This is a genomic window from Bradyrhizobium sp. 23AC (genome assembly GCF_054863025.1).
Map to the genome: position 1 here is coordinate 100,066 of NZ_JAVAYN010000016.1, position 24,568 is coordinate 124,633.

The window sequence follows — 24,568 nt, forward strand, 5'->3', positions numbered from 1 at the left end:
CGTCGCTCCCATGGGCCGTGCTGATCTCTTCGGGAGAATTCGAGAATGGCTGTCGTATGCCGACCCGCTTGTAGCGAAGATTTGGCGAGAGCCGACGAGATCGTGGTCGCCAGCATCAACGAACTCACGGAACGGCGGGGGTTCGGCAAGATGGCGTCCTCCCGCCCGCAGCATTTTCAAGCCTTTTCGCTTGCGGATGATCCTGAAGGTCTATGGGTTGCCGATGACGACGGAGACATTGTCGGCTTCGCGTGGAGTTGGGTGTGTGGCGAGCTTTGGTTCTTGGCGCAGCTGTTCGTGACGCCTGATCGCCAGAGCGACGGCATTGGCAATCAATTGCTCGGCAAGTCATTCGCTCACGCGGCAACGCGCGGAGCATCCGTCAAAGCGTTGATCACCTTCACCTTCAATAACGTGTCGCAAGGCCTCTACATCCGTCACGAACTATTCCCGCGCTGTCCGATCTACATGGTCAGCGTGCCCAGTGACCGCCTGGTGTCACGGTTGGCCGAGCCGCTGCTGCGTCTTGAGCCACTTGCCGCCGCAACGGCCCGGTTCGAGGACCTGGTGCCCATTGATGTCAGCGCTCTCGGCGTTGCCAGAGCGAAGCATCACCGATATCTCCTGGGCGACAGCACGACGAACGGGTTCACCATTCACGCCGGCCGCGAGTGCGTCGGGTACGTCTATATTTCGGATGGGCACATTGGCCCGCTCGCGGTCCGCCGGCCGGATCTGGTTGGCCCCGCCCTTGCGGCTGCGCTGTCGCTCGCGGCGCGGGGCGATGTTCCAACCATCTCGGCCTTCGTGCCGGGTACGAGCGAGCCGGCGCTCAAGGTGGCGACCGACCACGGCATGCATCTGACGTTGCCGATGCTGCTGATGTCCAATCGACCGTTCGGAGATTGGGTTAGTTACCTCCCGCGTAATCCGGGCTTCATGTAGACTTGGCAGGACTTGCGATCCCGCGTTGGCGGAACTCTGACTCGGCTGCGCGAACGATTCTGGCGTACATACTGCGTTTGCAAGCCGACCTCGCAGGGGCTATGTCCGGGCTTCCCGGACAAGAGCCCTGACATGACAATCTCCGATGACAACGACCTGACGCGCCTGAAAGAGATCGGTCGCATCGTCGCCAATACGCTGGAGGCGATGGGGAAGGCGATTGAGCCGGGCATGAGCACCTCGGAGCTCGACCAGATCGGACGAAAGTTGCTGGAGGCCGCCGGCGCGCGTTCGGCCCCGGAGCTGGCCTATGATTTTCCCGGGGCGACCTGCATCAGCGTCAACGAGGAGATCGCTCACGGCATCCCGGGCGAGCGGCGGATCGCGCGCGGCGACCTCGTGAACATCGACGTGTCAGCCGAGAAGAACGGCTTCTTTGCCGATACGGGTGCTTCCTTCGCCGTTCCCCCCGTAAACCGCGCGATCGAACGTCTTTGCCGGGATGGCCGGCGGGCGATGTGGACAGGCCTGCAGCAGGTCGCCGCGGGCAAGCCGATTGCCGGGATCGGCCAGGCGATCGGGACCTTTGCGCGGAAGAAAGGCTACAGCCTGGTCAGGAATCTGGCCAGTCACGGCGTCGGCCTGTCGCTCCATGAGGAGCCGACGGAGATTGCAACCTGGCCCGACCGCTCCGAACGCCGCATCATGAACGATGGCCTCGTGTTCACCGTCGAGCCGTTCCTCTCCATGGGCGCCGAGTGGGCGGAGAATGGCGATGCCCCATGGACGCTCTACAGCAGCCCCGAGGCGCCGACCGTTCAATACGAGCACACCGTGATCGCCACCCGCAACGGACCTTTGATCGTGACGCTGGCCGGCTGAAAGCCACCGAGGTCGGAGTCGGATCACGTCAGGCGGTCGATGATCTGAAGGAGCCGGTCGCAGGACGCGTCGATCCTTTTGAGTGGAGACGTCGCGACGCCCAGCAACAGTCCCGGACGCGCCGAAGCCTTCGAGGCATACCAGAGCGAGAGCGGCGTGGGCGCCAGTCCGAACGATGCAGCTTGCCTGGCGATGGCAAGATCAGGCGCTCCGTCCGGCAAGCGCAGGACCGCGGCCAGTCCTGCAATCGCAACGTTCGTGGTGCGCGTTCGAAGCTGCTTCAGCAATGCATCGCCTTGCGCGGTGTAGGCGCGCTTGGTGCGTCGCAGATGCCGCAGATAATGGCCCTCGCGGATGAAGTCTGCCGTGGCGAGCTGCACCGCGGGTCCGGGTGCCGGCGCGAGGCACGCTGCGGTCTCGGCGAATCGCGACGCCAGAGCGGCCGGTGCAACGACAAAGCCGAGCCGTAGGGCAGGCGTTACGGTCTTGCTGAAGGAGCCAATGTGAATGACGCGGCCGGCGCGATCGAGCGAGGCGAGCGCCGGCGTGGCCCGGCCCTTGAGCTGAAGTTCGCTGAGATAGTCATCCTCGATCACCCACGCGTTGTTTTGGGTCGCCCAGTCGAGCAGGCGCGATCGACGTGCCAGTGACAGCGCGGATCCGAGCGGCGCCTGCTGCCCCGGTGTCACGACAACCAGCGCGGCGTCGGGCGCTTGTTGCAGGCCGTCATCGACATCGATCCCATCTGCGTCAACCGTGATTGGCACGATCGACAATCGCGCAAGTTCGAGGCCGTGCCGGGTGAAGGGAAAGCCGGGATCCTCCATCCAGACTTTCTTCCTTTGCCCGAGGTCGAGGACACGGAGCGCCAGGCCGAGGCCGCCGCTGAAGCCGCTGGTGATGATGATCTGGGACGGTGCGCATTCGATTCCGCGCGCCAGCGCAAGGTAGGCCGCGATCTCGCGGCGCAAGCCCAGCTCGCCGCGCGGGTCAGGGTAGATCGCAGGTGCGCTCATCTCGACGCGAATCGCCCGTGCGCGCGTTCGCGCGAGCAGCGTCGCAGGAAAGGTCTCCTGCGAAGGAACGCCCATCTGGAAGATCGCCGGCCCCGCCGTGAGCTCCTGGTACATCTCCATGAACGAGCCGGGGTCCGGCGCCATGTCCCGCCGCACGGGAATGGACGGACGGTCGGCGACATGCGTGCCTGTCGCGCGGGCCGCGATGATCAGTTGGGCCGATGAGAGCTTTTCATAAGCTGAGCGCACGGTGCCGCGCGCGACGCCAAGCTGGGCCGCCAAATCCTGCCATGAGGGCAGGCGCGCGCCCGGGGCGAGCACGCCGCGCTCGATGGCGGCCCTGATCCCCCTGTGGATTTGCTCCGCCAGCGGCGTCTTCGCCGACCGGTCGAGCTTCAGCCGCAGCGATCTGGTCATGATCCTTGGTACACGATTTTCCCGCGTTCTTGGTCCTTTTTTATAGACCACGGCAGGGGCATCTGAGCGAGGAAAGAGGGGCTCCCTCGATCATCAAGGAGAAAGCGGATGAGTGAACGTCTCAACTACAACCAGATTGCACCGGCAGGCGCGAAGGCACTGGGCGGCGTCTATGGCTACGTGATGCAGAGCGGGCTTCCCGCGACGCTGGTGATCCTCGCTTACCTGCGCGTCTCGCAGATCAACAATTGCGCCTACTGCCTCGACATGCACACGCGGGATCTGCTGAAGAGCGGTGTGAAGGTCGAAAAGCTCGCGCTGCTGCAGGCTTGGGCCGAGGCCGGCGATCTCTTCGACGACCGCGAGCGCGCGGCCCTCGCCTGGGCCGAGACTGTCACCCGCGTCGCCGAGACCAACGTGCCCGATGAAGCCTATCAAGCCGCCCGCAAGGTCTTCAGCGAGCGCGAGCTTGTCGATCTCACGATCGCAATCAGCCTGATGAACGCGTACAATCGCATGTCGATCAGCTTCCGAAATACTCCGCAGGCCGCGCTCGAGAAGGCGGCCTGACGGATCGCGCGACATCAGCCGAAATGCAAAGCAGGAGCTTGAAGATGATGAGTGTGATTTCCGGCGTCGTAATCCCCGACAGCAAGCTGGCGCGCGAGGCGGCTGAACTGGTGCGCAGCTACGAAGACGACATGCTTTTCAACCATTCCGTACGGGTCTATGTCTTCGGCGCCATGAAGGGGTTGCGTCAGCAGCTGAAATTCGATCCCGAACTTCTCTATGTCGCGGCGTTGTTTCACGATCTCGGCCTCGTCGACCATTACCACACGCAGACAAAGCGATTTGAGGTTGACGGAGCCGACGCTGCGCGTGAGTTCTTGCGGGCGCGCGGCATCGCCGAGCCGCAAGCCGATCTGGTGTGGGAGGCAATCGCGCTGCACACCACGCCCGGCATTCCGCAATTCATGCGGCCGGAAATCGCGCTCACCAACGCGGGTGTTCTGGTGGACGTCGTGGGCATTGGGTATGACGACTACACGCCGGAGCAGCGCGACCAGGTGATCTCGGCGTTTCCGCGCGGTGACTTCAAGAACGAGTTCCTGAAGGTGCAGACCTGCTCGGCGCTGAAGAAGCCGCAGACGACGTTCGGGACGGTCAATTTCGACTACATCGAGGATCACGATCCCAGCTTCCGCAAGCCGAATGCGTGCACGCGCATCCGCAGCACGCCCTGGCAGAGCTGAGCCGATGACGGCATTCGCCGCACGCCTACGCCGCCCTATCTCCGACGGAAACTGAACGGTTAGGATCCGGGGCGAGGCGGCGCGCTCGAGCGGCGAGGGCGCGTTGGTTTCTTCAGCGGAAAATACGGGTTCACCACGCAACTCGCCGAACGTCCGACGGCGAGATATCGGCACTGCTCAAGCGAGCCGTAGCGGCAGTCGAAATAGCCGACCGGGCCGTAGATCTGCATGCACACGGGATAGCTCGGATCGTAGGTCTGCCCGCGTGCAGATCCGCCCACGAGAAGCAGGCCGATCACGATCAGTGCGAGGCGAGCGTGGCGCATCTCAGCGCAGGAAGTAGCCTGGTGAATAGCCGGGCGTCTGCGCGCGCGGACGATTCTGATAGGCGTAGGGGTCGTCGCTTTGGCCGGCGAAATACGGATTGGCGATGCAGGTCAGCGCGCGTCCCGATGCGCTTGCCTGACACTGCGCGTAGGTGTCGAACCTGCAATTGCTCAGGCCTGGCCATTCATCGCCGGTTAGGCAGAATGGATGATGCGTTCCGAACGCGCGTGCGGGTGTTGTTGCGCTCGACACGAGTGCAAATGTGGCGAGTGCGAGCGAAAGTGTGGCGACAATGGGGAGGGCAATTCGTCTGCGCATCTTCAATTCTCCATCACGCGAATGTGCGCGCGACGTTGTTACGCGCGCATGCAATTTATCTCGTATCGCCGACAATGGAACTACAGAAAACACTTATTTCAAAGGGTTTCCAGAACGCGCTGATAAATCTTCATTAATGAAGCGCGGGCCTTTGGAGCGAACTGTTGCGTCGAGGTTACAGCAATTCCGTCGATCACTGTTATCACCACGCTGCGGCCAGGGGGCCTAACGACGAAACTGGAACGGGACTCAAATGAAGAAGAATTTGTTGCTTGCCGCTGTGAGCCTTGTCGCGCTGAGCGCGACTGCGCCGGCGCTGGCTGCCGACCTCGCAGCTCGGCCGTACACCAAGGCGCCGCCGGCGGCGATCGCCGCGGTCTATGACTGGAGCGGCTTCTATATTGGCGTCAACGGCGGCGGCGGTTCGGCGGACACGTCGTGGAACCTGGTTGGCTTCGGTGCGGAAGGCTCGCACAACTCGACCGGCGGCACGGTCGGTGGTCAGGTCGGTTACCGCTGGCAGTCCGGCCAGTTCGTGTTCGGCCTCGAAGGCCAGGGCAACTGGGCCGACTTCTCGGGTGACAACATCAGCGGCATCACCGGATTCCGGAATCGTACGCGCGTCGACTCGTTCGGTCTGATCACCGGCCAGGTTGGCTACGCCTGGAACAACGTCCTGCTCTACGCAAAGGGCGGTGCGGCTGTCGTCAGCAACAAGTACGACGTCTACAGCACTGTCACGGGTGCAAACCTCGACCGGGCTGACGAGACCCGCTGGGGTGCCACGGTTGGCGCGGGCCTGGAGTACGGGTTCGCTCCGAACTGGACGGTCGGCGTCGAGTACAATCACATCTTCCTCGGCGACCACGACATCACCTTTGCCAGCGGCGCTGTCGAGCGCGTCAAGCAGGACGTCGACATGGGTCTCGTCCGCCTGAACTACAAGTTCGGCGGCCCGATCCTCGGCCGTTACTGAGACTGATCGCTCGTCATCGAGCGTCGTCGAAAAGCCCCGGCTTAGGCCGGGGCTTTTTTATTGCGTGAATTCAGCGAGTTAACCATTGCTCCTGGAGGTCGTCCGCCATGCTTGACTCTTGAGAACGAAATGAGAACAATGTTCTTCATACGTTCCAACAAGGGAGCAAGCCATGTTCAGGGTTTTCGTGGAAGAGGCCGCCGCACTGGCGTCGATCACGCTGTTCGTCGGGATGATCGCGATCTGGGCGCAGGTCATACCGCAGCTCTAGGGGCAGCGGTTTTGTAAACCGCTGCTCCCCTTTACCGGTGCCCCCTGGGGAAAAGCAGGACGACGCGGCCAATTGGCCGCTCCGGCGTGGACTCTGAAGCGGCGACACCTCACCATTGCGAGGCGAGTCGGCAAACGAAGGCAAACGGCGAGTGCATGATGCCTTGAGGAGCCGGCGACCGCTCCATTCCATCTGCAAGAGGCCGTCACGCGACCATGCCGAGCGCCGGATTTGTCCACCTTCACGTTCACTCGGCCTATTCGCTGCTCAAGGGCTCGATCAAGATCGCCAAGCTCGCCGAGCTTGCCAAGAAGGACCACCAGCCGGCGCTGGCGCTGACCGACACCGACAATCTGTTCGGTGCGCTGGAGTTTTCGGACAAGATGGCGGGCTCCGGTATCCAGCCGATTGTCGGCTGCGAGCTGGCGATCGATTTCGGCGACCAGGACCCGAATGCGCGCAACGCGATGGGGCCGTCGCGCGTGGTGCTGCTGGCCGCGCAGGAGCGCGGCTATCGCAGCCTGATGCGGCTCAACTCGCGCGCCTTCCTCGAATCGCCGGATAGCCACGCTCCGTTCGTCAAGTTCGACTGGTTCGAGGGCGAGACCGACGGGCTGATCGCACTGACGGGCGGACCCGACGGGCCGATCTCGCTGGCGCTTGCCGGTGGTCATGCCGAGCTTGCCGCCCTGCGCTGCGAGCGTCTGGCCGGCCTGTTCGGCGACCGCCTCTACATCGAATTGCAACGCCACAACATCGAGAAGGAGCGGCGCGTCGAAAGCGGCCTGATCGACATGGCCTACGCCAAGGGACTGCCGCTGGTTGCGACCAACGAGCCGTATTTCGCTGCGACCGACGATTACGAAGCGCATGACGCGCTGCTGTGCATCGCCGGTGGGCGACTGATCGCCGAGACCGAGCGCGAGCAGCTGACGCCGGATCATCGCTTCAAGACACGCGCCGAGATGGCGGTGCTGTTCGCCGACATTCCGGAGGCGCTGGCCTCGACGGTGGAGATCGCCGAGCGCTGCTCGTTCCGCCCGATGACGCGCAAGCCGATCCTGCCGTTCTTCACGGTCGGCGCTGCGTCGAGCTCGGATGCCGCCGCGGTCGAGGCGGCCGAACTGAAGCGCCAGGCGGAGGAGGGGCTCGCCAATCGCCTGCGGGTCCACGGCCTGTCGCAGGGCATGACGGACGAGGATTACAGCAAGCGCCTGGCGTTCGAGCTCGACGTCATCATGCGCATGAAATACGCGGGCTACTTCCTGATCGTGTCCGACTTCATCAAATGGGCGAAGGGCCAGGGCATTCCGGTCGGGCCGGGCCGCGGTTCCGGCGCAGGCTCGCTGGTGGCGTGGGCGCTGACCATCACCGACCTCGACCCGATCAAGTTCGGTCTGCTGTTCGAGCGCTTCCTCAATCCCGAACGTGTCTCGATGCCGGACTTCGACATCGACTTCTGCCAGGACCGCCGCGGCGAGGTGATCAGGTACGTCCAGGAGCGCTACGGCCGCGACCAGGTCGCGCAGATCATCACCTTCGGAACGCTGCAGGCGCGCGGCGTGCTGCGCGACGTCGGCCGCGTGCTGCAGATGCCCTATGGCCAGGTCGACAAGCTGACCAAGCTGGTGCCGCAGAATCCGGCCGCGCCCGTTACGCTCGCGGCCGCAATCGAGAGCGAGCCAAAACTCCAGGCCTTCCGCGACGAAGATCCGATCGTGGCGCGCGCCTTCGACATCGCCCAGCGCCTCGAAGGTCTGACCCGCCACGCCTCGACCCATGCCGCCGGCATCGTGATCGGCGATCGTCCCTTGAGCGAGCTCGTGCCGCTCTACCGCGATCCCAAATCCGACATGCCGGTGACCCAGTTCAACATGAAATGGGTCGAGCCGGCGGGCCTCGTCAAATTCGACTTCCTCGGCCTGAAGACGCTGACCGTGCTCGATGTCGCCTGTAAGCTGCTCAAGCCGCGCAACATCGACGTCGATCTTGCCACACTGCCGATCGACGATGCCGAGAGCTACCAGATGCTGGCGCGCGGCGAGGTGGTCGGCGTGTTCCAGGTCGAAAGCCAGGGCATGCGGCGCGCGCTGGTCGACATGCGCCCCGACCGTTTCGAGGACATCATCGCGCTGGTGGCGCTGTATCGCCCGGGTCCGATGGCGAACATCCCGACCTATTGCGCGCGCAAGCACGGCGACGAGGAGCCGGAATATCTGCATCCCGTGCTGGAGCCGATCCTGAAGGAGACCTTCGGCGTCATCATCTACCAGGAACAGGTGATGCAGATCGCCCAGGTGATGTCGGGCTATTCGCTCGGCGACGCCGACCTGCTGCGCCGCGCCATGGGCAAGAAGATCCGCGCCGAGATGGACAAGCAGCGCGACATCTTCGTCGCGGGCGCGGTGAAGAACGGCGTGCCCAAGGCGCAGGCCGAGACCATTTTCGAGCTGCTGGCCAAGTTCGCCGACTACGGCTTCAACAAGAGCCACGCGGCGGCCTATGCGCTGGTGTCCTATCACACCGCCTACATGAAGGCGCATTATCCGGTGGAGTTCATCGCGGCGTCGATGACGCTCGATCTGAACAACACCGACAAGCTCTCGGAATTCCGCTCCGAGGCTCAGCGCCTCGGCATCAAGGTCGTGCCGCCGAACATCAACCGCTCCGGCGCGACCTTCGAGGTCGGCGACAAGGTCATTTACTACGCGCTCGCAGCGTTGAAGGGCGTTGGCATCCAGGCGATCGAGCAGATCATCGAGGAGCGCACCAAGCGCGGGCTGTTCACCTCGCTCGCCGACTTCGCGGCAAGGGTCAATCCGCGCGCGATCAACAAGCGCATCATCGAAAGTCTCGCCGCCGCGGGCGCCTTCGACACGCTGGAGCCGAACCGCGCCCGCGTCTTCGCCGGCGCGGACTCGATCCTGGCCGCCTGCCAGCGCGCGCATCAGGCCGAGACCATCGGCCAGAACGACATGTTCGGGATGTCGGCGGATGCGCCGACCATCATGCTGCCGCAGATCGAGCCCTGGCTGCCGGCCGAAAAGCTCCGCCGCGAATACGACGCCGTCGGCTTCTTCCTGTCGGGCCATCCGCTCGACGATTACGCCACCGTGCTGAAGCGGCTGCGGGTGCAGTCGTGGGCCGAGTTCTCGCGCGCGGTGAAGACCGGTGCCACCGCCGGCAAGGTCGCGGCCACCGTGGTCTCGCGCATGGAGCGGCGCACCAAGACCGGCAACAAGATGGGCATCATGGGGCTCTCCGATCCCACGGGCCACTTCGAGGCGGTGCTGTTCTCCGAAGGCCTCGCGCAATATCGCGACGTGCTGGAGCCGGGCGCTGCCGTGCTGCTGCAGCTCGGCGCCGAGCTGCAGGGCGAGGACGTTCGCGCCCGCGTGCTGCATGCCGAGCCGCTGGATGACGCCGCCGCCAAGACGCAGAAGGGCCTGCGCATTTTCGTGCGCGATACCAAGCCGCTGGACTCGATCGCCAAGCGTTTGGCCGGGCCCGATATGGCCGCGTCGAATGGCGCTGCGCCGAAGGTCGGCAGTCCGGGCATCGCACCGCGCTCCAACGGCGACGGCGAGGTCTCGCTGGTGATGATGCTCGACCTCGAGACCGAGGTGGAGATGAAGCTGCCCGGCCGTTTCAAGGTTTCGCCGCAGATTGCCGGCGCGATCAAGGCGGTCGCGGGCGTGGTGGACGTGCAGCAGCTCTGATACTGTAGGCACCGCCGCAAACCAAAGCTTAACTATTTGGCCCGCGCGCGGTTTCGAAGTCGCTGGCGCACAGCTATTAGTTGTTGTCTCGAGAATCTCGTTGCGCGGGAAAGCCAGGAGAACGACAGCCATGTGCGACAAATGCTCTGAAAATCTGCATCGATCGGTTGCTCCCTCCCGGCGCTCGATGATGCTTCTTGCCGCCTCGGCGCTCGGTGCGGCGGCGTTTGGCGGGACCGCGTTGGCCAAGGAGGCGAAGGCGCCGCCCAAACCGCAGAACGTGCTGTCGCCCGATGGGGCGCTCAAGCGGCTGATGGAGGGCAATTCGCGCTACGTGTCGGGTGTGTCGCGCCGCCACGACTTCACGCATGAGCGCGAAGCGCTGGTCGGCGGTCAGAATCCGTACGCGGCCGTCTTGAGCTGCGCCGATTCGCGCATCGCGCCCGAATATGCCTTCGACAGCGGACGCGGCGATCTGTTCGTGTGCCGCGTCGCCGGAAATTTTGCCGGCGACGAGACGGTCGCGAGCATGGAATACACCGTTGCCGTGCTCGGCACGCCCCTGATCCTGGTGCTCGGCCATGACAATTGCGGCGCGGTCGATGCGACCATCAAGTCGCTCAAGGACGACAAGCCGCTGCCGGGACACATCCCCACGCTGGTCGCCGCGATCGCACCGTCGGTGAAGACGGCGGCCCAGCAGAGCGGAAACGCGCTCGACAACGCCATTCGCCAGAACGTCATCGACAACGTTGCCAAGCTGAAATCGGCCGCCCCGCTTCTCAACGCAGCGGTCGAACAGGGCAAGCTCAAGGTGGTCGGCGGTATCTATCGGTTGCGTACAGGGACCGTCGAGTTGATCGCGCAGGGCTAAAGCCCAGCGTTTGGAGTATTGGGCGCCGTGTGCAGCAGCTCCGACGCCCAGTCCGCGCCATCACGACGCCGCGACGGGCGGCGCGGTCCTCGGCGGGCTGGTCGGGCTTGCAGCCGTTTCCATCGCGACGGCAGGAGAGGCGAATCCCGGGCCGGCCGAACTCGTTGCGCTGGACGAGGCGACCGCGCGAACGAAGCTCGCCGAGCTGCAAGCTGTGGAGTAAGGTGAGGCTGATTTGAGGCTGACCTGAGGCTGACGCCAGCAGCGGCGTGGCCACGCCACTGCCTCAATCCGAGCTTTTCGTTCAATCGCCGTTCAGCCGGCTGCGCGCCTCATGCGTGGTGGCACCTCAACTACAGTAGCGGGCAAGCAAGCCATGCGTGGGACGTTCCGAGTCTTCATTTGCCTTCTCCTGCCGATCGTGGCCCTTGCCGCCGGTACGCCGGGCGCAGCAAACGCGCAGCAACAGGAGAAGCGCATCGCGCTCGTGGTCGGCAACGGCGCCTATGCCAAGTCGCCGCTGGCAACGACCGCGAACGACGCCGGCCTGATCGCGCAGACGCTGCAGGCGGCCGGCTTCGACGTCGTCGGTGCACGCGATCTCGACGGCGACACGCTGCGCAAGAGTTTTCGCGACTTCATCCAGAAGGCCCAGGCCTCGGGGCCGGGCACGGTCGCGATGATCTATCTCGGCGGCTACGGCGTGCAGCTTGCCGGCGAGAACTATTTCATCCCGGTCGATTCCAACATCACCCGCGACACCGACGTTCCGACCGAGGCGTTGCGGATCAGTGATTATGTGCGCCAGCTCGCCTCGATCCCGCTCAAGGCCAACATCGTCGTGCTCGACGCGGCCCGCGCGCAGCCCTTCATCGAGGGCGGCCAGCCGATCGCTAGCGGTCTGGCGCTGGTCGAGCCCGAGCCGAACATGCTGATCGCGTTCAACGCCGCGCCCGGCACGGTCGCGCCGGAGGAGCCGGGGCCCTACGGCATCTACGCCCAGTCGCTGGCCGAGATGATCCGGACCGGCGGCCTGCCGCTGCCAGAGGTGTTCGACCGCGTTCGCCTGCGCGTCAACGAGGCCTCCAAGGGCGCGCAGGTGCCCTGGAACGAGCAGAAGATCTCGGCGCCATTCTCGTTCTTCGAGCGCGGGCCCGACGCGCCGCCCCCGGAGGCCGCGCCCGACCAGGTCGCCGCGATCCGGAGCAAGCCGATCCGCGACCTCGGCGTGCGGGATGCCTATGCCGCCGCGCTCGAGCGCGACACGCTGCCGGCCTATGAGGAGTTTCTCGCCGCCTATCCCGGTGACCCCTTGTCGAAGCGCGTGATGGCGATCGTCGCGGCGCGCCGCGAAGCGATCACCTGGCGACGCACCTACCGGAACGACACGCCGGAAGCCTATTGGTCGTATCTGCGCCGCTATCCGCGCGGGCCGCATGCGGCGGACGCGCGTCGGCGCCTCGCGATCCTCACCGCGCCGGCCGAGCCGCCGCCGAGCTTTGCGATGATCGACTACGACGTGCCGCCACCGCCGCCGGAGGAGGTGGTCTATGTCGACCGTCCGGTGCTGTATTTCAGCGACCCCGATTTCGGCTTCGCGCCGCCACCGCCGCCGCCGGTCTATTATCTGCCGCCGCCGCCGCCGGATTTCGTCGTGTTGCCGCCGCCGCTGCCCGTCGTCGGCCTGTTCGTGCTGCCGCAGCCGGTGTTCGTGCCGATCCCGGTGTTCGTCAGGCCGCCGGTCTATGTCGCGCCGCCGCCGAACAACATCATCTACCAGAACATCCATAATACGACGGTGATCAATACCGTGATCAACCGCCTGCCGGCACCAGCACCGGCTACGGGGGCAGGGGCCGGACCGGGCAATCTGGCGCCAGCGATTGCCGGCCGTGCCAACCCGGCCGGGCCCGCCGTGCCGCAGGCGGTCGTGCAGCGCGCCGCGTTGATCCAGCAGGGCAAGGCGCCGATGCCGCCGAGCGCGACGATCCAGCCGACGGCGAGGCCCGGCGCGGCTCCGGTGACGCCGACGACGGCAGTCGCGCCGGCCGCAGCGCCATCCGCTGCGCCGCAGACGACGCCGACACTTGCTCCGCAGACCAGGCTGCCCCAGGCCAACACGCTGCCGGTTCCTGGTGCCCATGGCGGCCCGCCGCCACCGCCAGCGGGGGCAGGGCCTATGCCGGGCGGAAGGCCCGTGCCACCGACGGCGACCGCACCCGGTGCGACACCGCCGGCTCGTCCGGGAGCGCCAACCACGGCTGCTCCCGGCACAACGGCTGCTCCCGGCACAACACTGCCTGCTCATTCCAATGCGCCAACGGCTGCCGCGCCGGCAACGGCTGCGCCCACCGTGACAAACCCGACGGCTGTGCCCGGCCAGCCCCCCAAGCCACCGGTGGCGCAGACGCCGCCCGGCACCGGGCCTGCGGATCGCGCCAAGTCTGCGACCCGTGAGCCTGCTGGCTCGCCGCCCGCTGCTGGCGCGCCGGCGGCGCCTCCGGCCGCGGCCGGGAGGCCGATCGTGCCGCCGCCTTCGGCGGCACGTGAGCCGATCAGGCCGCAGCATCTGCCAGCGGCGGCCCCGCCGCAGGCGGCCAGACCGGCTGCACCGCCGCCGCGGCCGCAGGCCGTGGCGCGGCCCACGCCACCACCCCCGCCGCGGGTGTCGGCACCGCCGCCGAGGATGGCCGCACCTCCGCCGCCACGCCCGGCTCCTCCGGTTGCGGTCGCGCGGCCGGCTCCTCCGCCCGTGGCGCGGCCCGCTCCACCGCCGCCGGTGGCTCGACCGGCACCCCCACCACCGCCGCGTATGGCCGTTGCGCCACCACCTCCGCCGCGCCCGGCCGCGCCTCCGCCGCGTCCCGCACCTCCGCCGCCGGCGGCCAAGAAGTGCCCGCCGAACCAGCCCAAGTGCTAGTCAAGTGCTAGTCGGGGCGCGAGGGAGCGGCCTGGTCTCCACGGAAAGGGCCCCTCGCGGGCGAAATCGGCCCCCGAAAGGCCCTTATTTCCTTGCTTCTGGCCGAAATGGCGCTATACAGCGCCGCATCTCACACGGAAGCATGGCTCACAAGGCCGTCCGGTGGCAGCCGGGGCGACAACGCTCCGTTTTGCTCACACGCTTCCGGAGGAACCAACCGGAGAATTAGAACGATGGCACTACCCGATTTCACTATGCGTCAGCTGCTCGAAGCCGGCGTGCACTTTGGTCACCAGTCTCACCGCTGGAATCCGAAAATGGCGCCGTTCATTTTCGGCGCTCGCAACAACATTCACATCGTCGACCTCGCGCAGACCGTGCCGATGCTGCACAACGCCTTGCAGGCGGTCAGCGACACCGTCGCCAAGGGCGGCCGCATCCTGTTCGTCGGCACCAAGCGCCAGGCGCAGGACGGCGTCGCGGACGCTGCCAAGCGCTGCGCGCAGTATTTCGTCAATTCGCGCTGGCTCGGCGGCACGCTGACCAACTGGAAGACGATCTCGGCCTCGATCAAGCGCCTGCGTCACCTCGACGACGTGCTGTCGGGCGGCGATGCCAGCTCCTACACCAAGAAGGAGCGTCTGACGCTTCAGCGCGAGCGCGACAAGCTCGACCGCTCGCTCGGCGGCATCAAGGACATGGGCGGTCTGCCCGACCTGATCTTCGTGATCGACACCAACAAGGAAGACATCGCGATCCAGGAAGCCCAGCGGCTCAACATCCCGGTCGCCGCGATCGTCGACACCAATTCGGACCCGAAGGGCATCACCTATGTGGTGCCGGGCAATGACGACGCCGGCCGTGCGATCGCGCTCTATTGCGACCTGATCGCGCGTGCCGCGATCGATGGCATCTCCCGCGCTCAGGGCGATTCGGGCATCGACGTCGGCGCCTCGGCCCGTCCGCTCGCTGAAGAGCTGCCGGCGGCTTCGTCGAGCGGCTTCCAGGGTCTCGCAGGTCCGCGCGGCACCGCCGACGACCTCAAGAAGCTCCCGGGCGTGTCGGGTGCGATCGAGAAGAAGTTCAACGACCTCGGCATCTTCCACTTCTGGCAGCTCGCCGAGCTCGATCACGACACCGCGCACACGATCGGCGAAGAAGTCGGTCTGCCGAGCCGTGCGGACGCCTGGGTGGCCAAGGCCAAGGCGCTGACCGCGGAAGCGGAATAGTCAAGAGAGCGATGGGTTGGCCGGACAAGATCCGGCCACCATTTCAGTTGACGCGAATCCCTGAGATGGACCGCGGCGGGGCGCTTCGATGCCACGCCGCGGCGAACCAGCAGGCACAAAGGATTTTCAACGATGGCAACGATCACAGCTGCGATGGTCAAGGACCTGCGCGAGTCGACCGGCGCGGGCATGATGGACTGCAAGGCCGCGCTGACCGAAAACGACGGTAACATGGAAGCGGCGCAGGATTGGCTGCGCAAGAAGGGCCTGTCCAAGGCTGCCAAGAAGTCGGGCCGCGTCGCGGCCGAGGGCCTGATCGGCGCCCTGACCAAGGGCACCAAGGGTGTCGTGGTCGAGGTCAACTCCGAAACCGACTTCGTCGCGCGCAATGGCCAGTTCCAGGGCCTCGTCAAGATGGTCGCCCAGGTCGCATTCGACGCCGGCTCCGATGTCGAGAAGATCAAGGCCGCCAAGGTCGGCGACGTCACGGTCGAAGCCGCCATCAATGACGCGATCGCCACCATCGGCGAGAACATGACGCTGCGCCGCGCAGCTTCGCTCGAAGTGAGCCAGGGCGTGGTGTCGAACTACGTCCACGGCGCGGTCGTCGAGGGCGCCGGCAAGATGGGCGTGATCGTGGCGCTGGAATCGCCCGGTAAGGCCGACGAGCTCGCAACGCTCGGCCGCCAGATCGCGATGCACATTGCCGCCGCGAACCCGCTGGCGCTCGATCCGTCCGGCCTCGATCCGGCGGTCGTCAAGCGCGAGAAGGACGTGCTCGCCGACAAATATCGCCAGCAGGGCAAGCCGGAGAACGTGATCGAGAAGATCGTCGAGTCCGGCCTCAAGACCTACTACAAGGAAGTCTGCCTGCTCGAGCAGGCCTTCATCCACGACACCGGCAAGTCGGTGGCGCAGGCGTTGAAGGAAGCCGAAGGCAAGGTCGGCGGAGCCCTGAAGATCGCCGGCTTTGTGCGCTATGCTCTCGGTGAGGGAATCGAGAAGCAGGAAAGCGACTTCGCGGCCGAGGTCGCTGCGGCCAGCGGCAAGAAGTAAGCGCCGGAACGTTCCTTCCGGCGTGCCGCCGGAAGCGGCGCTCGGACAAGGAAAGTGCTCATGTCTGATCCGGTCTATCGTCGCGTCGTGATCAAGCTGTCCGGCGAATATCTCGCGGGACAGCAAGGCTTTGGCATCGATCAGCCGACCGTCGACCGGGTTGCGGACGATCTGATCGCGGCCCGCAAGCTCGGCACCGAGGTTGCGGTCGTGATCGGCGGCGGCAACATCGTGCGCGGCGTCGAGGTCTCCGCCCGCGGTGTGTCGCGCCCGACCGGCGACACCATGGGCATGCTCGCCACCATGATGAACTGCCTCGCGCTGGAAGCGGCGATCGAGCGCAAGGGTACGCCGGCGCGCACGCTGTCGGCCTTCGTCATGCCCGAGATTTCCGAGCTGTTCACCCGCACTGCGGCGCACAAATATCTCGCCGAGGGCCGGATCGTGCTGCTTGGCGGCGGGACCGGCAATCCGTTCTTCACCACCGATACGACCGCGGTGCTGCGCGCCGCCGAGATCGGCGCCCAGGCGGTCCTCAAGGCCACCAATGTCGACGGCGTCTACTCGGCTGATCCGAAGAAGGATCCGGCCGCCACGCGGTTTGACCGGCTGACCCATTCGCAGGCGATCGAGGGCGGCTACAAGGTGATGGATGCGACCGCCTTCGCGCTTGCTCGCGAGACGTCTCTGCCTATCATCGTATTCTCGATCGCGGAGCCGGGTTCGATCGGCGCGATTCTGCGTGGCGTCGGCCACGGAACCATTGTCGCCGGCTGACCGCTCATCTGTCGCGCGCCTTTAGGGAAGGTCGCGGGAGCGGTCGCCGGGATCTTGAAGGAGAAACGTGATGTCCACGGGTACTTTCGACCTCAACGAAGTGAAGCGCCGCATGCAGGGCGCCGTCCAGTCCCTCAAGCACGAGCTCGGCGGCCTGCGGACGGGGCGCGCCTCCGCCTCGATGCTCGATCCGGTGCAGGTCGACGCCTATGGCAGCCACATGCCGCTCAACCAGCTCGCCACCGTCAGCGTGCCGGAGCCGCGCCTGATCTCGGTGCAGGTCTGGGACAAGTCGATGGTCAAGGCGGTGGAGAAGGCGATCGTCGATTCCAACCTCGGTCTGTCGCCCGCGACCGAAGGCCAGGTGCTGCGCCTGCGCATCCCCGAGCTGAATGAGGAACGGCGCAAGGAACTGGTGAAGGTCGCGCATAAATATGCGGAAGCCGCCAAGGTCGCCGCGCGCCACGTCCGCCGCGATGGCCTCGACGTGCTCAAGAAGCTCGAGAAGAATCACGAAATGTCCGAGGACGACCAGAAGCGCCACGCCGACGAGGTGCAGAAGGCGACCGACGGTACGATCACCGAAATCGACCAGTTGCTGGCCGCCAAGGAAAAAGAAATCCTCACCGTCTGAAGCGCGATGAATTGTCATCGCGCTTCAGGTTATTGTAAGCGCATGATCTTTTCGGAAAACCGCTTCGCACTTTTCCGGATCATGCTTTAAGGCCACCTTCAATGTCCAACGCCGCCGCGCCCGCAACGGAAGGACCCGATCGGTCCGAGGCGCCCGCGCATGTCGCCATCATCATGGATGGCAACGGGCGTTGGGCGGCCGCGCGCGGTCTGCCGCGTGCGGAAGGGCATCGCCGCGGCGTCGAGGCCTTGCGTCGCGTCGTGCGTGCCTCGCACGAGCTCGGCATCCGCTACCTCACCATCTTCTCCTTCTCGTCGGAGAACTGGTCGCGGCCGGCGAGCGAGATCGGCGATCTCTTCGGTCTGCTGCGCCGCTTCATCCGCAACGATCTCGCCAGCCTGCATCGGGACGGCGTCAAGGTCCGCATCATCGGCGAGCGGGACGGCCTCGAGGGCGACATCTGCGCGCTGCTCAACGAGGCCGAGGAATTGACGCGCGACAACACGCGCCTCACGCTCGTCGTCGCCTTCAACTACGGCTCGCGGCAGGAGATCGCGAAGGCGGCGCAGAAGCTGGCGCGCGAGGTCGCGGAAGGTAAGCGCGATCCTGCCACGATCGACGCCGAGACGCTCGGGGCGCATCTCGATGCGCCCGACATTCCCGATCCCGATCTCATCATCCGCACCAGCGGCGAGCAGCGCCTGTCCAACTTCCTGATGTGGCAGGCCGCCTATAGCGAGCTCGTGTTCGTGCCGATCCACTGGCCCGATTTTGACAAGGCGGCGCTGGAAAGCGCGATCGCCGAATTCGCCAGGCGCGAGCGCCGTTTCGGCGGCCTGGTCGCGAAAACCGCCTCGTGAGCGAACAAGACGCCGCACCGGCGGGCGCCAAGCCCACCCCGAGCAATCTGGTGATGCGGGTCCTCGCAGCGCTGGTGCTGGCGCCGCTGACCATCGCGGTCGCTTATGCCGGCGGCTGGTTGTGGGCGCTGCTCGTCACCCTGGTGTCGATCGGGCTGTTCGCGGAATGGCTGACGGTTGTCGGCGCGGGCTCGGCGGCGCTGACCGGGGCAGGGACGATCGTCATCGCGATGATGGGGGCCGCCGTCGCTTTTGGCGGGCTGAAGACGTCCGTCATCGTCGGCCTCGTCGGCGGCGCGATCGTGACGCTGATCGCGCGCGGCAAGTTCATCTGGGCGGCGACCGGATTTGCTTATGCAGCGGCGGCGCTGCTGGCCTCGATCCTGGTGCGAAAGGATCTCGTCAACGGCTTCTCCGCGCTGATGTTCGTGCTGCTGGTGGTGTGGGCGACCGACATCGGCGGTTATTTTGCCGGTCGCAGCATCGGCGGGCCGAAGCTCTGGCCGCGCGTCAGCCCGAAAAAGACCTGGTCCGGGGCGCTGGGCGGCTTCGCCGCAAGCCTTCTGGTTGCGGTGGGCTTTGCGGCTTGCGGGTTCGGAAAGATGGGACCATTGCTGCTGGTCAGTGCCATCCTTTCGGTGGTGTCGGCATTGGGCGATCTGTTCGAATCCGCGGTGAAGCGGCGCTTCGGTGTCAAGGATTCCAGTCACTTAATTCCCGGCCATGGCGGACTTATGGACCGCCTGGACGGTTTTGTCGCCGCCATCCTGGCGGCATGGATTATCGGCTTTCTCCGCCATGGTGTGCATAGCGCCGGAAGCGGTCTTATGGTTTGGTGAGGATATGAGCGCGGTCCCATTGCGTAATAACAAGGCTGCGGCGTCCAGCGTCCGCAGCGTCACGGTTCTCGGCGCCACCGGCTCGATCGGCGACAGCACGATGGATCTGCTGCGCGCCTCGCCCGAGCGCTACCGCGTCGAGGCGTTGACGGCGAACAGCAATGTCGAAGCGCTGGCAAAGCTCGCGAAGGAATTTTCCGCGCGTTACGTCGCGATCGCCGACACCTCCAAGCTCGCCGAGCTCAAGGCCGCGTTGGCCGGGACCAGCACCGAATGCGGCGCCGGCGAAAGCGCGGTGATCGAGGCCGGCGCGCGTCCGGCCGATTGGGTGATGGCAGCGGTGAGCGGCGCTGCCGGATTGAAGCCGGCACTCGCCGCGGTCGATCGCGGCGCGCATGTGGCATTGGCCAACAAGGAATGTCTGGTCTGCGCCGGCGATTTCTTCATGCAGCGTGCGGCCAAGGCGGGCGCCTGCATCCTGCCGGCCGATTCCGAGCACAATGCGCTGTTCCAGGCCTTGGCGTCCGGGAATCGCGATGAACTGGTCCGCGTCATCATCACCGCGTCGGGCGGCCCGTTCCGCACCTGGAAGCCGGCCGACATCGAGCAGGCGACGCTCGAGCAGGCTCTGAAGCACCCGAACTGGAGCATGGGCCAGAAGATCACGATCGATTCGGCGTCGATGATGAACAAGGGGCTCGAGGTGATCGAGGCGTCCTATTTGTTCGCGCTGTCGCCTGACGAGATCGACGTCCTCGTGCATCCGCAGTCGATCATCCACGGCATGGTCGAGTTCTCCGACCGTTCGGTGATGGCCCAGCTCGGCGCGCCCGACATGCGCACGCCGATTGCGCATTGCCTCGGCTGGCCCGACCGCATCAAGGGGCCGGCGGCCAAGCTGGACCTCGCCAAGATCGGCCAGCTGACCTTCGAGGCACCGGACTTCGAGCGTTTCCCCGGACTACGGCTGGCTTTCGATTCGCTCCGGACCGGGAAGGGGGCGACCACCGTCTACAATGCGGCCAACGAGGTCGCGGTCGCCGCCTTCATTGCCGGCAAGATCCGGTTCGGCGCGATTGCGCGGCTGGTGGAGGCAACATTGGATGACTGGGTCCGCGGCGGGAACCAGGCGCCCCTGACGTCCGCCGATGATGCAATCTCCGTTGACCATGTTGCTCGAAAAAGAGCTGCCGCCCTATTGCCTCAAATTGCCTTAAAGGCATCCTAGATGGTTCGGGGCCAGGGCCTTGCGGCGCTGGATGAGGGAATTCGATGATCGACTTTTTTGTCCATAGTTTCAATACGTTGAGCCATGGGCTCCTTGGCTACGCGGTTCCCTTCCTGTTCGTCCTGACGATCGTCGTGTTCTTCCACGAACTTGGCCATTTCCTGGTCGCGCGCTGGGCGGGCGTTCGCGTGTTGACCTTCTCGCTCGGTTTCGGACCTGAGCTGGTCGGTTTCAATGACCGCCACGGCACCCGCTGGAAGATCTCGGCCATCCCGCTCGGCGGCTACGTCAAGTTCTTCGGCGATGAGAGCGAGGCCTCGACTCCCTCGGCCCAGACGCTCGCGGCCATGACGACCGAGGAGCGCGCCGGCAGCTTCCACCACAAGAAGGTCGGCCCGCGCGCGGCCATCGTCGCGGCCGGACCCATCGCCAATTTCATCCTGGGCGCGCTGATTTTCGCGGGAATGGCGCTGTATTACGGCAAGCCGAGCACGATCGCGCGGGTCGATGGCGTCGTCGCCGATGGCGCCGCGGCTGCGGCCGGGTTCAAGATCGGGGACGTCGTCGTCCAGATCGACGGCAAGCCGATCGAGAGCTTTGCCGACATGCAGCGAATCGTTGCGATGAATGCGGGTTCGGCCCTTGCCTTCCAGGTGAAGCGGGACGGCGCCATCGTCTCGCTGACTGCAACGCCGGCGCTGCTCGAGCGCAAGGATCCATTCGGCAACAGCCACCGTCTCGGTGTGCTCGGCGTGGAGCATAAATCTCAGGCCGGCGAGGCCTCGACCGCCCCGGTGGGCATCGGCGAGGCGCTCAAGATCGGGGTCGAGCAGGTCTGGTTCATCATCACCAGCACCTTCAAGTTCCTGGGCTCGCTGTTCGTCGGAAACGGCAATCCGAACGAGGTCAGCGGCGTTCTGGGCATCGCGAAGATGTCCGGGCAGGCGGCCAGCGCCGGGTTCCAGTTCGTGATCAATCTCTGCGCGGTGCTGTCGGTGTCGATCGGCCTGCTGAACCTGTTCCCGATCCCGCTGCTCGATGGCGGCCACCTGATGTTCTATGCGGCGGAGGTCGTCCGCGGCCGCCCCCTGTCGGAGCGGACTCAGGAGATGGGGTTCCGAATCGGGCTCGGTTTGGTGCTGATGTTGATGGTGTTTGCGACCTATAACGACATCCTGCGGATGGCGGCATCTTGATGGAGGCTTTTTTGTGGCGTTGCTGATGAGCAACGTCTTGGAATGAAATTGAAATTACGGCGCTTTCGGCCGTTTGCGGCGTCGGTGAAATTGGCTACAAGCGGCCTGAACTTGGGGAATCTTCCAGACCGGCGTTGGGGTTGGGTCTGGCTCGGAATGATAAGGGCGCGTTGCGCGATGAAGTTTGGACTGCGACTCCGGGGGGGCTTGCTCGCAACCCTGATCATGTTCGGCGCGCCGGTGATTGCCCCGGTCGGGGCTGTTTTTGTGTCTTCGTCTGCGCTCGCTCAGACCGTGCAGTCGATTTCCGTCGAAGGAAATCGCCGGGTCGAGGTGGAGACGATCCGCTCCTATTTCAAGCCGGGTCCGGGCGGGCGCCTGGATCAAGGCGCCATCGACGACGGCCTCAAGGCCTTGATCGAAACCGGCCTGTTCCAGGACGTGAGAATCAATCGCGGCGGCGGCGGCCAGATCGTCGTCTCCGTGGTGGAAAACCCGGTGATCGGCCGGATCGCCTTCGAGGGCAACAAGAAGATCAAGGACGAGCAGCTCACCACTGAAGTCCAGTCCAAGGCGCGTGGCACCTTCTCCCGCGCCATGGTGCAGTCCGACACGCTGCGAATCGCTGAAATCTATCGCCGCTCCGGCCGCTACGACGTGCGCGTCACGCCCGAGGTCATCGAGCAGCCGAACAACCGCGTCGACCTCATCTTTACGATCGAGGAGGGCGCCAAGACCGGCGTCAAGTCGATCGAGTTCGTCGGCAATGTCGCATTCTCGTCCTATCGCCTCAGGGACGTCATCAAGACCCGCGAATCGAACCTGCTGAGCTTCCTGGCCAGCGGTGACATCTATGATCCCGACCGCGTCGAAGCCGACCGCGACCTGATCCGCCGCTTCTATCTCAAGAACGGCTTCGCCGACGTCCAGGTGGTGGCCGCGCTCACCGAATACGATCCGGAGAAGAAGGGCTTCAACGTCACCTTCAAGATCGAGGAAGGATCGCAGTACCGGGTCGGCGCGCTCGACTTCCGCTCCAGCATTCCGAACTTCGATCCCTCGTCGATGCGCGCTTATTCGCGCGTCAATATCGGCTCGCTCTACAACGTCGAATCGGTCGAGAAGTCGGTCGAGGAGATGCAGATCGAGGCCTCGCGCCGCGGCTACGCCTTCGCCGTGGTCCGGCCCGGCGGCGACCGCAATTTCGAGGCGCACACCGTCTCCGTCGTGTTCAACATCGACGAAGGTCCGCGCACCTATATCGAGCGCATCAACCTGCGCGGCAACACGCGTACCCGCGATTACGTGATCCGCCGCGAGTTCGATATCTCCGAGGGCGACGCCTACAACCGCGCCCTGGTCGACCGTGCCGAGCGGCGCCTGAAGAACCTCGACTACTTCAAGAGCGTGAAGATCACGACGGAGCCCGGCTCGTCGAGCGATCGCGTCGTCCTGATCGTCGACATGGAAGAGAAATCGACCGGCGACTTCTCGATCTCGGGCGGTTACTCCACCACCGACGGCGCGCTGGCCGAAGTCTCGATCTCCGAGCGCAACCTGCTTGGCCGCGGTCTGTTCGCCAAGGCGTCGGTGACCTATGGACAATATGCACGCGGCTACTCGCTGTCGTTCGTCGAGCCGTATCTGCTCGACTACCGCGTCGCGCTCGGCCTCGACCTCTATCAGCGCCAGCAGCTGTCCAACAGCTACATCTCCTACGGCACCAAGACGCTCGGCTTCTCGCCGCGCCTCGGCTTCTCCTTGCGTGAAGATCTGGCGCTCCAGCTGCGCTACTCGGTCTATCAGCAGGAAATCTCGCTGCCGTACTATCTGGCGAACTGTAACAACAATCTCGGCACCTCGGCGTTCAACCCGAGCCCGGCCTTCGTCAATTCCAATGGCGGCGTTCCGGATCTGACCTCGACCAACGGTCTCGGCTGCTACAGCGACGGCGAAGCTTCGCTGCCGGTGCGCAAGGAGCTCGCCAACGGCAAGACTCTGACCTCGGCGCTCGGCTACACGCTGACCTACAACACGCTGGACAACAACAAGAACCCGTCCGACGGTCTGCTCGTCGACTTCCGTCAGGATTTCGCCGGTGTCGGCGGCGACGTCTCCTACCTGAAGTCCGTCATCGATGCGAAGTACTACACTCCGCTGGTGTCTGACATTGTCGGCCTGGTCCGCTTGCAGAGCGGCATGCTCAACAAGATCGGCAGCGATCTGCGCATGCTGGACCACTTCCAGATGGGCTCGAACCTCGTCCGCGGCTTCGCCCCGAATGGCATCGGCCCGCGCGATTTGAACCCCTTCGGTACGCAGGACGCGCTCGGTGGCACCAAGTACTGGGGTGCTTCGCTCGAACTGCAGATGCCGTTCTGGTTCCTGCCGAAGGAAGTGGGTCTGAAGGGCGCGGTCTATGCCGATGCCGGCGGCCTGTATGACTACAAGGGACCGACGACGTGGTCGGTGACCAACGAAATGACGACGCCGGGCAATTCGGGCTGTATCCCGTCGACCATCAATCCGCCGACCGCGGGAACCTGTACCGGCCTCGTCTATGACGACAGCAAGGTGGTCCGCTCGTCGGTTGGTGTCGGCCTGATCTGGCAGTCGCCGTTCGGTCCGCTGCGCTTCGATTACGCCGTGCCGCTCAGCAAGGGCAAGTACGATCGCACGCAGGAGTTCCGGTTCGGCGGCGGCACTACGTTCTAATTCGATCAGCACGGCACGATCCGGATCAGCGGAACCGGTTTCCGAAAGAGATCGTGCCAATCCAAGAGATGGAGCATGATGCGGCTCGACCGCTTCATGCCGAAGCCGGACCGCGA

Annotated in this window: 20 protein-coding genes; 17 read left to right on the forward strand and 3 right to left on the reverse strand. The window is 65.1% G+C overall.

Features of this window, described 5'->3' with window-relative positions; translation table 11 throughout:
• Nucleotides 1-45 precede the first annotated feature (45 nt).
• Nucleotides 46-945 (forward strand): GNAT family N-acetyltransferase, encoded by a 900-nt coding sequence (locus tag RAD10_RS29765; protein WP_461620290.1) that lies wholly within the window; start codon nucleotides 46-48, stop codon nucleotides 943-945.
• A gap of 132 nt (nucleotides 946-1,077) precedes the next feature.
• The gene (gene map, locus RAD10_RS29770) at nucleotides 1,078-1,827 is read left to right on the forward strand and encodes a type I methionyl aminopeptidase (RefSeq protein WP_461620291.1); all 750 of its coding nucleotides are present in this window, start codon (nucleotides 1,078-1,080) and stop codon (nucleotides 1,825-1,827) included.
• 23 nt (nucleotides 1,828-1,850) lie between these two features.
• Here map and pdxR read toward each other — a convergent pair whose 3' ends face one another.
• Complete coding sequence (pdxR, locus tag RAD10_RS29775) at nucleotides 1,851-3,260, reverse strand: MocR-like pyridoxine biosynthesis transcription factor PdxR (RefSeq protein ID WP_461620292.1); 1,410 nt, start codon at nucleotides 3,258-3,260, stop codon at nucleotides 1,851-1,853.
• A 108-nt stretch (nucleotides 3,261-3,368) separates the two neighbouring features.
• On the opposite strand from pdxR, the gene RAD10_RS29780 reads away from it, so the two are divergent.
• Nucleotides 3,369-3,830 (forward strand): carboxymuconolactone decarboxylase family protein, encoded by a 462-nt coding sequence (locus RAD10_RS29780; protein WP_461620293.1) that lies wholly within the window; start codon nucleotides 3,369-3,371, stop codon nucleotides 3,828-3,830.
• A gap of 44 nt (nucleotides 3,831-3,874) precedes the next feature.
• Complete coding sequence (locus tag RAD10_RS29785; protein WP_461620294.1) at nucleotides 3,875-4,513, forward strand: HD domain-containing protein; 639 nt, start codon at nucleotides 3,875-3,877, stop codon at nucleotides 4,511-4,513.
• Between the two features lie 59 nt (nucleotides 4,514-4,572).
• Here RAD10_RS29785 and RAD10_RS29790 read toward each other — a convergent pair whose 3' ends face one another.
• Together RAD10_RS29790 and RAD10_RS29795 are read right to left on the reverse strand one after the other, a co-directional pair.
• Nucleotides 4,573-4,839, reverse strand: a complete 267-nt coding sequence (locus RAD10_RS29790; protein ID WP_461620295.1) for a DUF3551 domain-containing protein — start codon at nucleotides 4,837-4,839, stop codon at nucleotides 4,573-4,575.
• Between the two features lies 1 nt (nucleotide 4,840).
• Nucleotides 4,841-5,158 carry a DUF3551 domain-containing protein gene (locus RAD10_RS29795; RefSeq protein ID WP_461620296.1) on the reverse strand — a complete coding sequence of 106 codons (318 nt, stop codon included), beginning with the start codon at nucleotides 5,156-5,158 and terminating at the stop codon, nucleotides 4,841-4,843.
• A gap of 253 nt (nucleotides 5,159-5,411) precedes the next feature.
• On the opposite strand from RAD10_RS29795, the gene RAD10_RS29800 reads away from it, so the two are divergent.
• From RAD10_RS29800 to bamA, 13 genes are all read left to right on the forward strand, one after another.
• On the forward strand, nucleotides 5,412-6,134 hold the full coding sequence (locus RAD10_RS29800; protein WP_461620297.1) for an outer membrane protein: 723 nt from the start codon (nucleotides 5,412-5,414) through the stop codon (nucleotides 6,132-6,134).
• Between the two features lie 486 nt (nucleotides 6,135-6,620).
• Nucleotides 6,621-10,124, forward strand: coding sequence for a DNA polymerase III subunit alpha (gene dnaE, locus RAD10_RS29805; RefSeq protein ID WP_461620298.1), 3,504 nt, complete (start codon nucleotides 6,621-6,623; stop codon nucleotides 10,122-10,124).
• Nucleotides 10,125-10,254: 130 nt separating this feature from the next.
• Nucleotides 10,255-10,998 carry a carbonic anhydrase gene (locus RAD10_RS29810; RefSeq protein ID WP_461620299.1) on the forward strand — a complete coding sequence of 248 codons (744 nt, stop codon included), beginning with the start codon at nucleotides 10,255-10,257 and terminating at the stop codon, nucleotides 10,996-10,998.
• A 376-nt stretch (nucleotides 10,999-11,374) separates the two neighbouring features.
• Complete coding sequence (locus RAD10_RS29815; RefSeq protein WP_461620300.1) at nucleotides 11,375-13,918, forward strand: caspase family protein; 2,544 nt, start codon at nucleotides 11,375-11,377, stop codon at nucleotides 13,916-13,918.
• A gap of 233 nt (nucleotides 13,919-14,151) precedes the next feature.
• Nucleotides 14,152-15,147, forward strand: a complete 996-nt coding sequence (locus RAD10_RS29820) for a 30S ribosomal protein S2 (RefSeq protein ID WP_018320203.1) — start codon at nucleotides 14,152-14,154, stop codon at nucleotides 15,145-15,147.
• Nucleotides 15,148-15,279: 132 nt separating this feature from the next.
• Complete coding sequence (gene tsf, locus RAD10_RS29825) at nucleotides 15,280-16,203, forward strand: translation elongation factor Ts (protein ID WP_028141513.1); 924 nt, start codon at nucleotides 15,280-15,282, stop codon at nucleotides 16,201-16,203.
• A gap of 60 nt (nucleotides 16,204-16,263) precedes the next feature.
• Nucleotides 16,264-16,980 (forward strand): UMP kinase, encoded by a 717-nt coding sequence (gene pyrH / locus RAD10_RS29830; RefSeq protein ID WP_028141514.1) that lies wholly within the window; start codon nucleotides 16,264-16,266, stop codon nucleotides 16,978-16,980.
• 70 nt (nucleotides 16,981-17,050) lie between these two features.
• Entirely contained in the window at nucleotides 17,051-17,614 is a 564-nt protein-coding gene (frr, locus tag RAD10_RS29835) for a ribosome recycling factor (RefSeq protein WP_028141515.1), read from the forward strand.
• Between the two features lie 101 nt (nucleotides 17,615-17,715).
• Nucleotides 17,716-18,474 (forward strand): isoprenyl transferase, encoded by a 759-nt coding sequence (locus RAD10_RS29840; protein WP_130366456.1) that lies wholly within the window; start codon nucleotides 17,716-17,718, stop codon nucleotides 18,472-18,474.
• A complete protein-coding gene (locus RAD10_RS29845; protein ID WP_461620301.1) occupies nucleotides 18,471-19,313 on the forward strand; it encodes a phosphatidate cytidylyltransferase in 843 nt (280 codons plus the stop codon). Before RAD10_RS29840 ends, RAD10_RS29845 begins: the two co-directional genes overlap by 4 nt.
• A 4-nt stretch (nucleotides 19,314-19,317) precedes the next feature.
• On the forward strand, nucleotides 19,318-20,541 hold the full coding sequence (dxr, locus tag RAD10_RS29850) for a 1-deoxy-D-xylulose-5-phosphate reductoisomerase (protein WP_461620302.1): 1,224 nt from the start codon (nucleotides 19,318-19,320) through the stop codon (nucleotides 20,539-20,541).
• 44 nt (nucleotides 20,542-20,585) lie between these two features.
• On the forward strand, nucleotides 20,586-21,737 hold the full coding sequence (gene rseP, locus RAD10_RS29855; protein ID WP_038949774.1) for an RIP metalloprotease RseP: 1,152 nt from the start codon (nucleotides 20,586-20,588) through the stop codon (nucleotides 21,735-21,737).
• 177 nt (nucleotides 21,738-21,914) lie between these two features.
• On the forward strand, nucleotides 21,915-24,452 hold the full coding sequence (gene bamA, locus RAD10_RS29860; RefSeq protein ID WP_461620303.1) for an outer membrane protein assembly factor BamA: 2,538 nt from the start codon (nucleotides 21,915-21,917) through the stop codon (nucleotides 24,450-24,452).
• Nucleotides 24,453-24,568: the final 116 nt, after the last annotated feature.

Bases quoted from the DNA above. Each gene is read 5' to 3' on its own strand.
- pyrH (WP_028141514.1), top strand. From the start codon at position 16,264: ATGTCTGATCCGGTCTATCGTCGCGTCGTGATCAAGCTGTCCGGCGAA.
- RAD10_RS29815 (WP_461620300.1), top strand. From the start codon at position 11,375: ATGCGTGGGACGTTCCGAGTCTTCATTTGCCTTCTCCTGCCGATCGTG.
- rseP (WP_038949774.1), top strand. From the start codon at position 20,586: ATGATCGACTTTTTTGTCCATAGTTTCAATACGTTGAGCCATGGGCTC.
- bamA (WP_461620303.1), top strand. From the start codon at position 21,915: ATGAAGTTTGGACTGCGACTCCGGGGGGGCTTGCTCGCAACCCTGATC.
- map (WP_461620291.1), top strand. From the start codon at position 1,078: ATGACAATCTCCGATGACAACGACCTGACGCGCCTGAAAGAGATCGGT.
- RAD10_RS29790 (WP_461620295.1), bottom strand. From the start codon at position 4,839: ATGCGCCACGCTCGCCTCGCACTGATCGTGATCGGCCTGCTTCTCGTG.
- RAD10_RS29785 (WP_461620294.1), top strand. From the start codon at position 3,875: ATGATGAGTGTGATTTCCGGCGTCGTAATCCCCGACAGCAAGCTGGCG.
- pdxR (WP_461620292.1), bottom strand. From the start codon at position 3,260: ATGACCAGATCGCTGCGGCTGAAGCTCGACCGGTCGGCGAAGACGCCG.
- RAD10_RS29780 (WP_461620293.1), top strand. From the start codon at position 3,369: ATGAGTGAACGTCTCAACTACAACCAGATTGCACCGGCAGGCGCGAAG.
- RAD10_RS29800 (WP_461620297.1), top strand. From the start codon at position 5,412: ATGAAGAAGAATTTGTTGCTTGCCGCTGTGAGCCTTGTCGCGCTGAGC.
- frr (WP_028141515.1), top strand. From the start codon at position 17,051: ATGTCCACGGGTACTTTCGACCTCAACGAAGTGAAGCGCCGCATGCAG.
- RAD10_RS29810 (WP_461620299.1), top strand. From the start codon at position 10,255: ATGTGCGACAAATGCTCTGAAAATCTGCATCGATCGGTTGCTCCCTCC.
- RAD10_RS29795 (WP_461620296.1), bottom strand. From the start codon at position 5,158: ATGCGCAGACGAATTGCCCTCCCCATTGTCGCCACACTTTCGCTCGCA.
- dnaE (WP_461620298.1), top strand. From the start codon at position 6,621: ATGCCGAGCGCCGGATTTGTCCACCTTCACGTTCACTCGGCCTATTCG.
- RAD10_RS29840 (WP_130366456.1), top strand. From the start codon at position 17,716: ATGTCCAACGCCGCCGCGCCCGCAACGGAAGGACCCGATCGGTCCGAG.
- tsf (WP_028141513.1), top strand. From the start codon at position 15,280: ATGGCAACGATCACAGCTGCGATGGTCAAGGACCTGCGCGAGTCGACC.
- RAD10_RS29820 (WP_018320203.1), top strand. From the start codon at position 14,152: ATGGCACTACCCGATTTCACTATGCGTCAGCTGCTCGAAGCCGGCGTG.
- RAD10_RS29765 (WP_461620290.1), top strand. From the start codon at position 46: ATGGCTGTCGTATGCCGACCCGCTTGTAGCGAAGATTTGGCGAGAGCC.
- dxr (WP_461620302.1), top strand. From the start codon at position 19,318: ATGAGCGCGGTCCCATTGCGTAATAACAAGGCTGCGGCGTCCAGCGTC.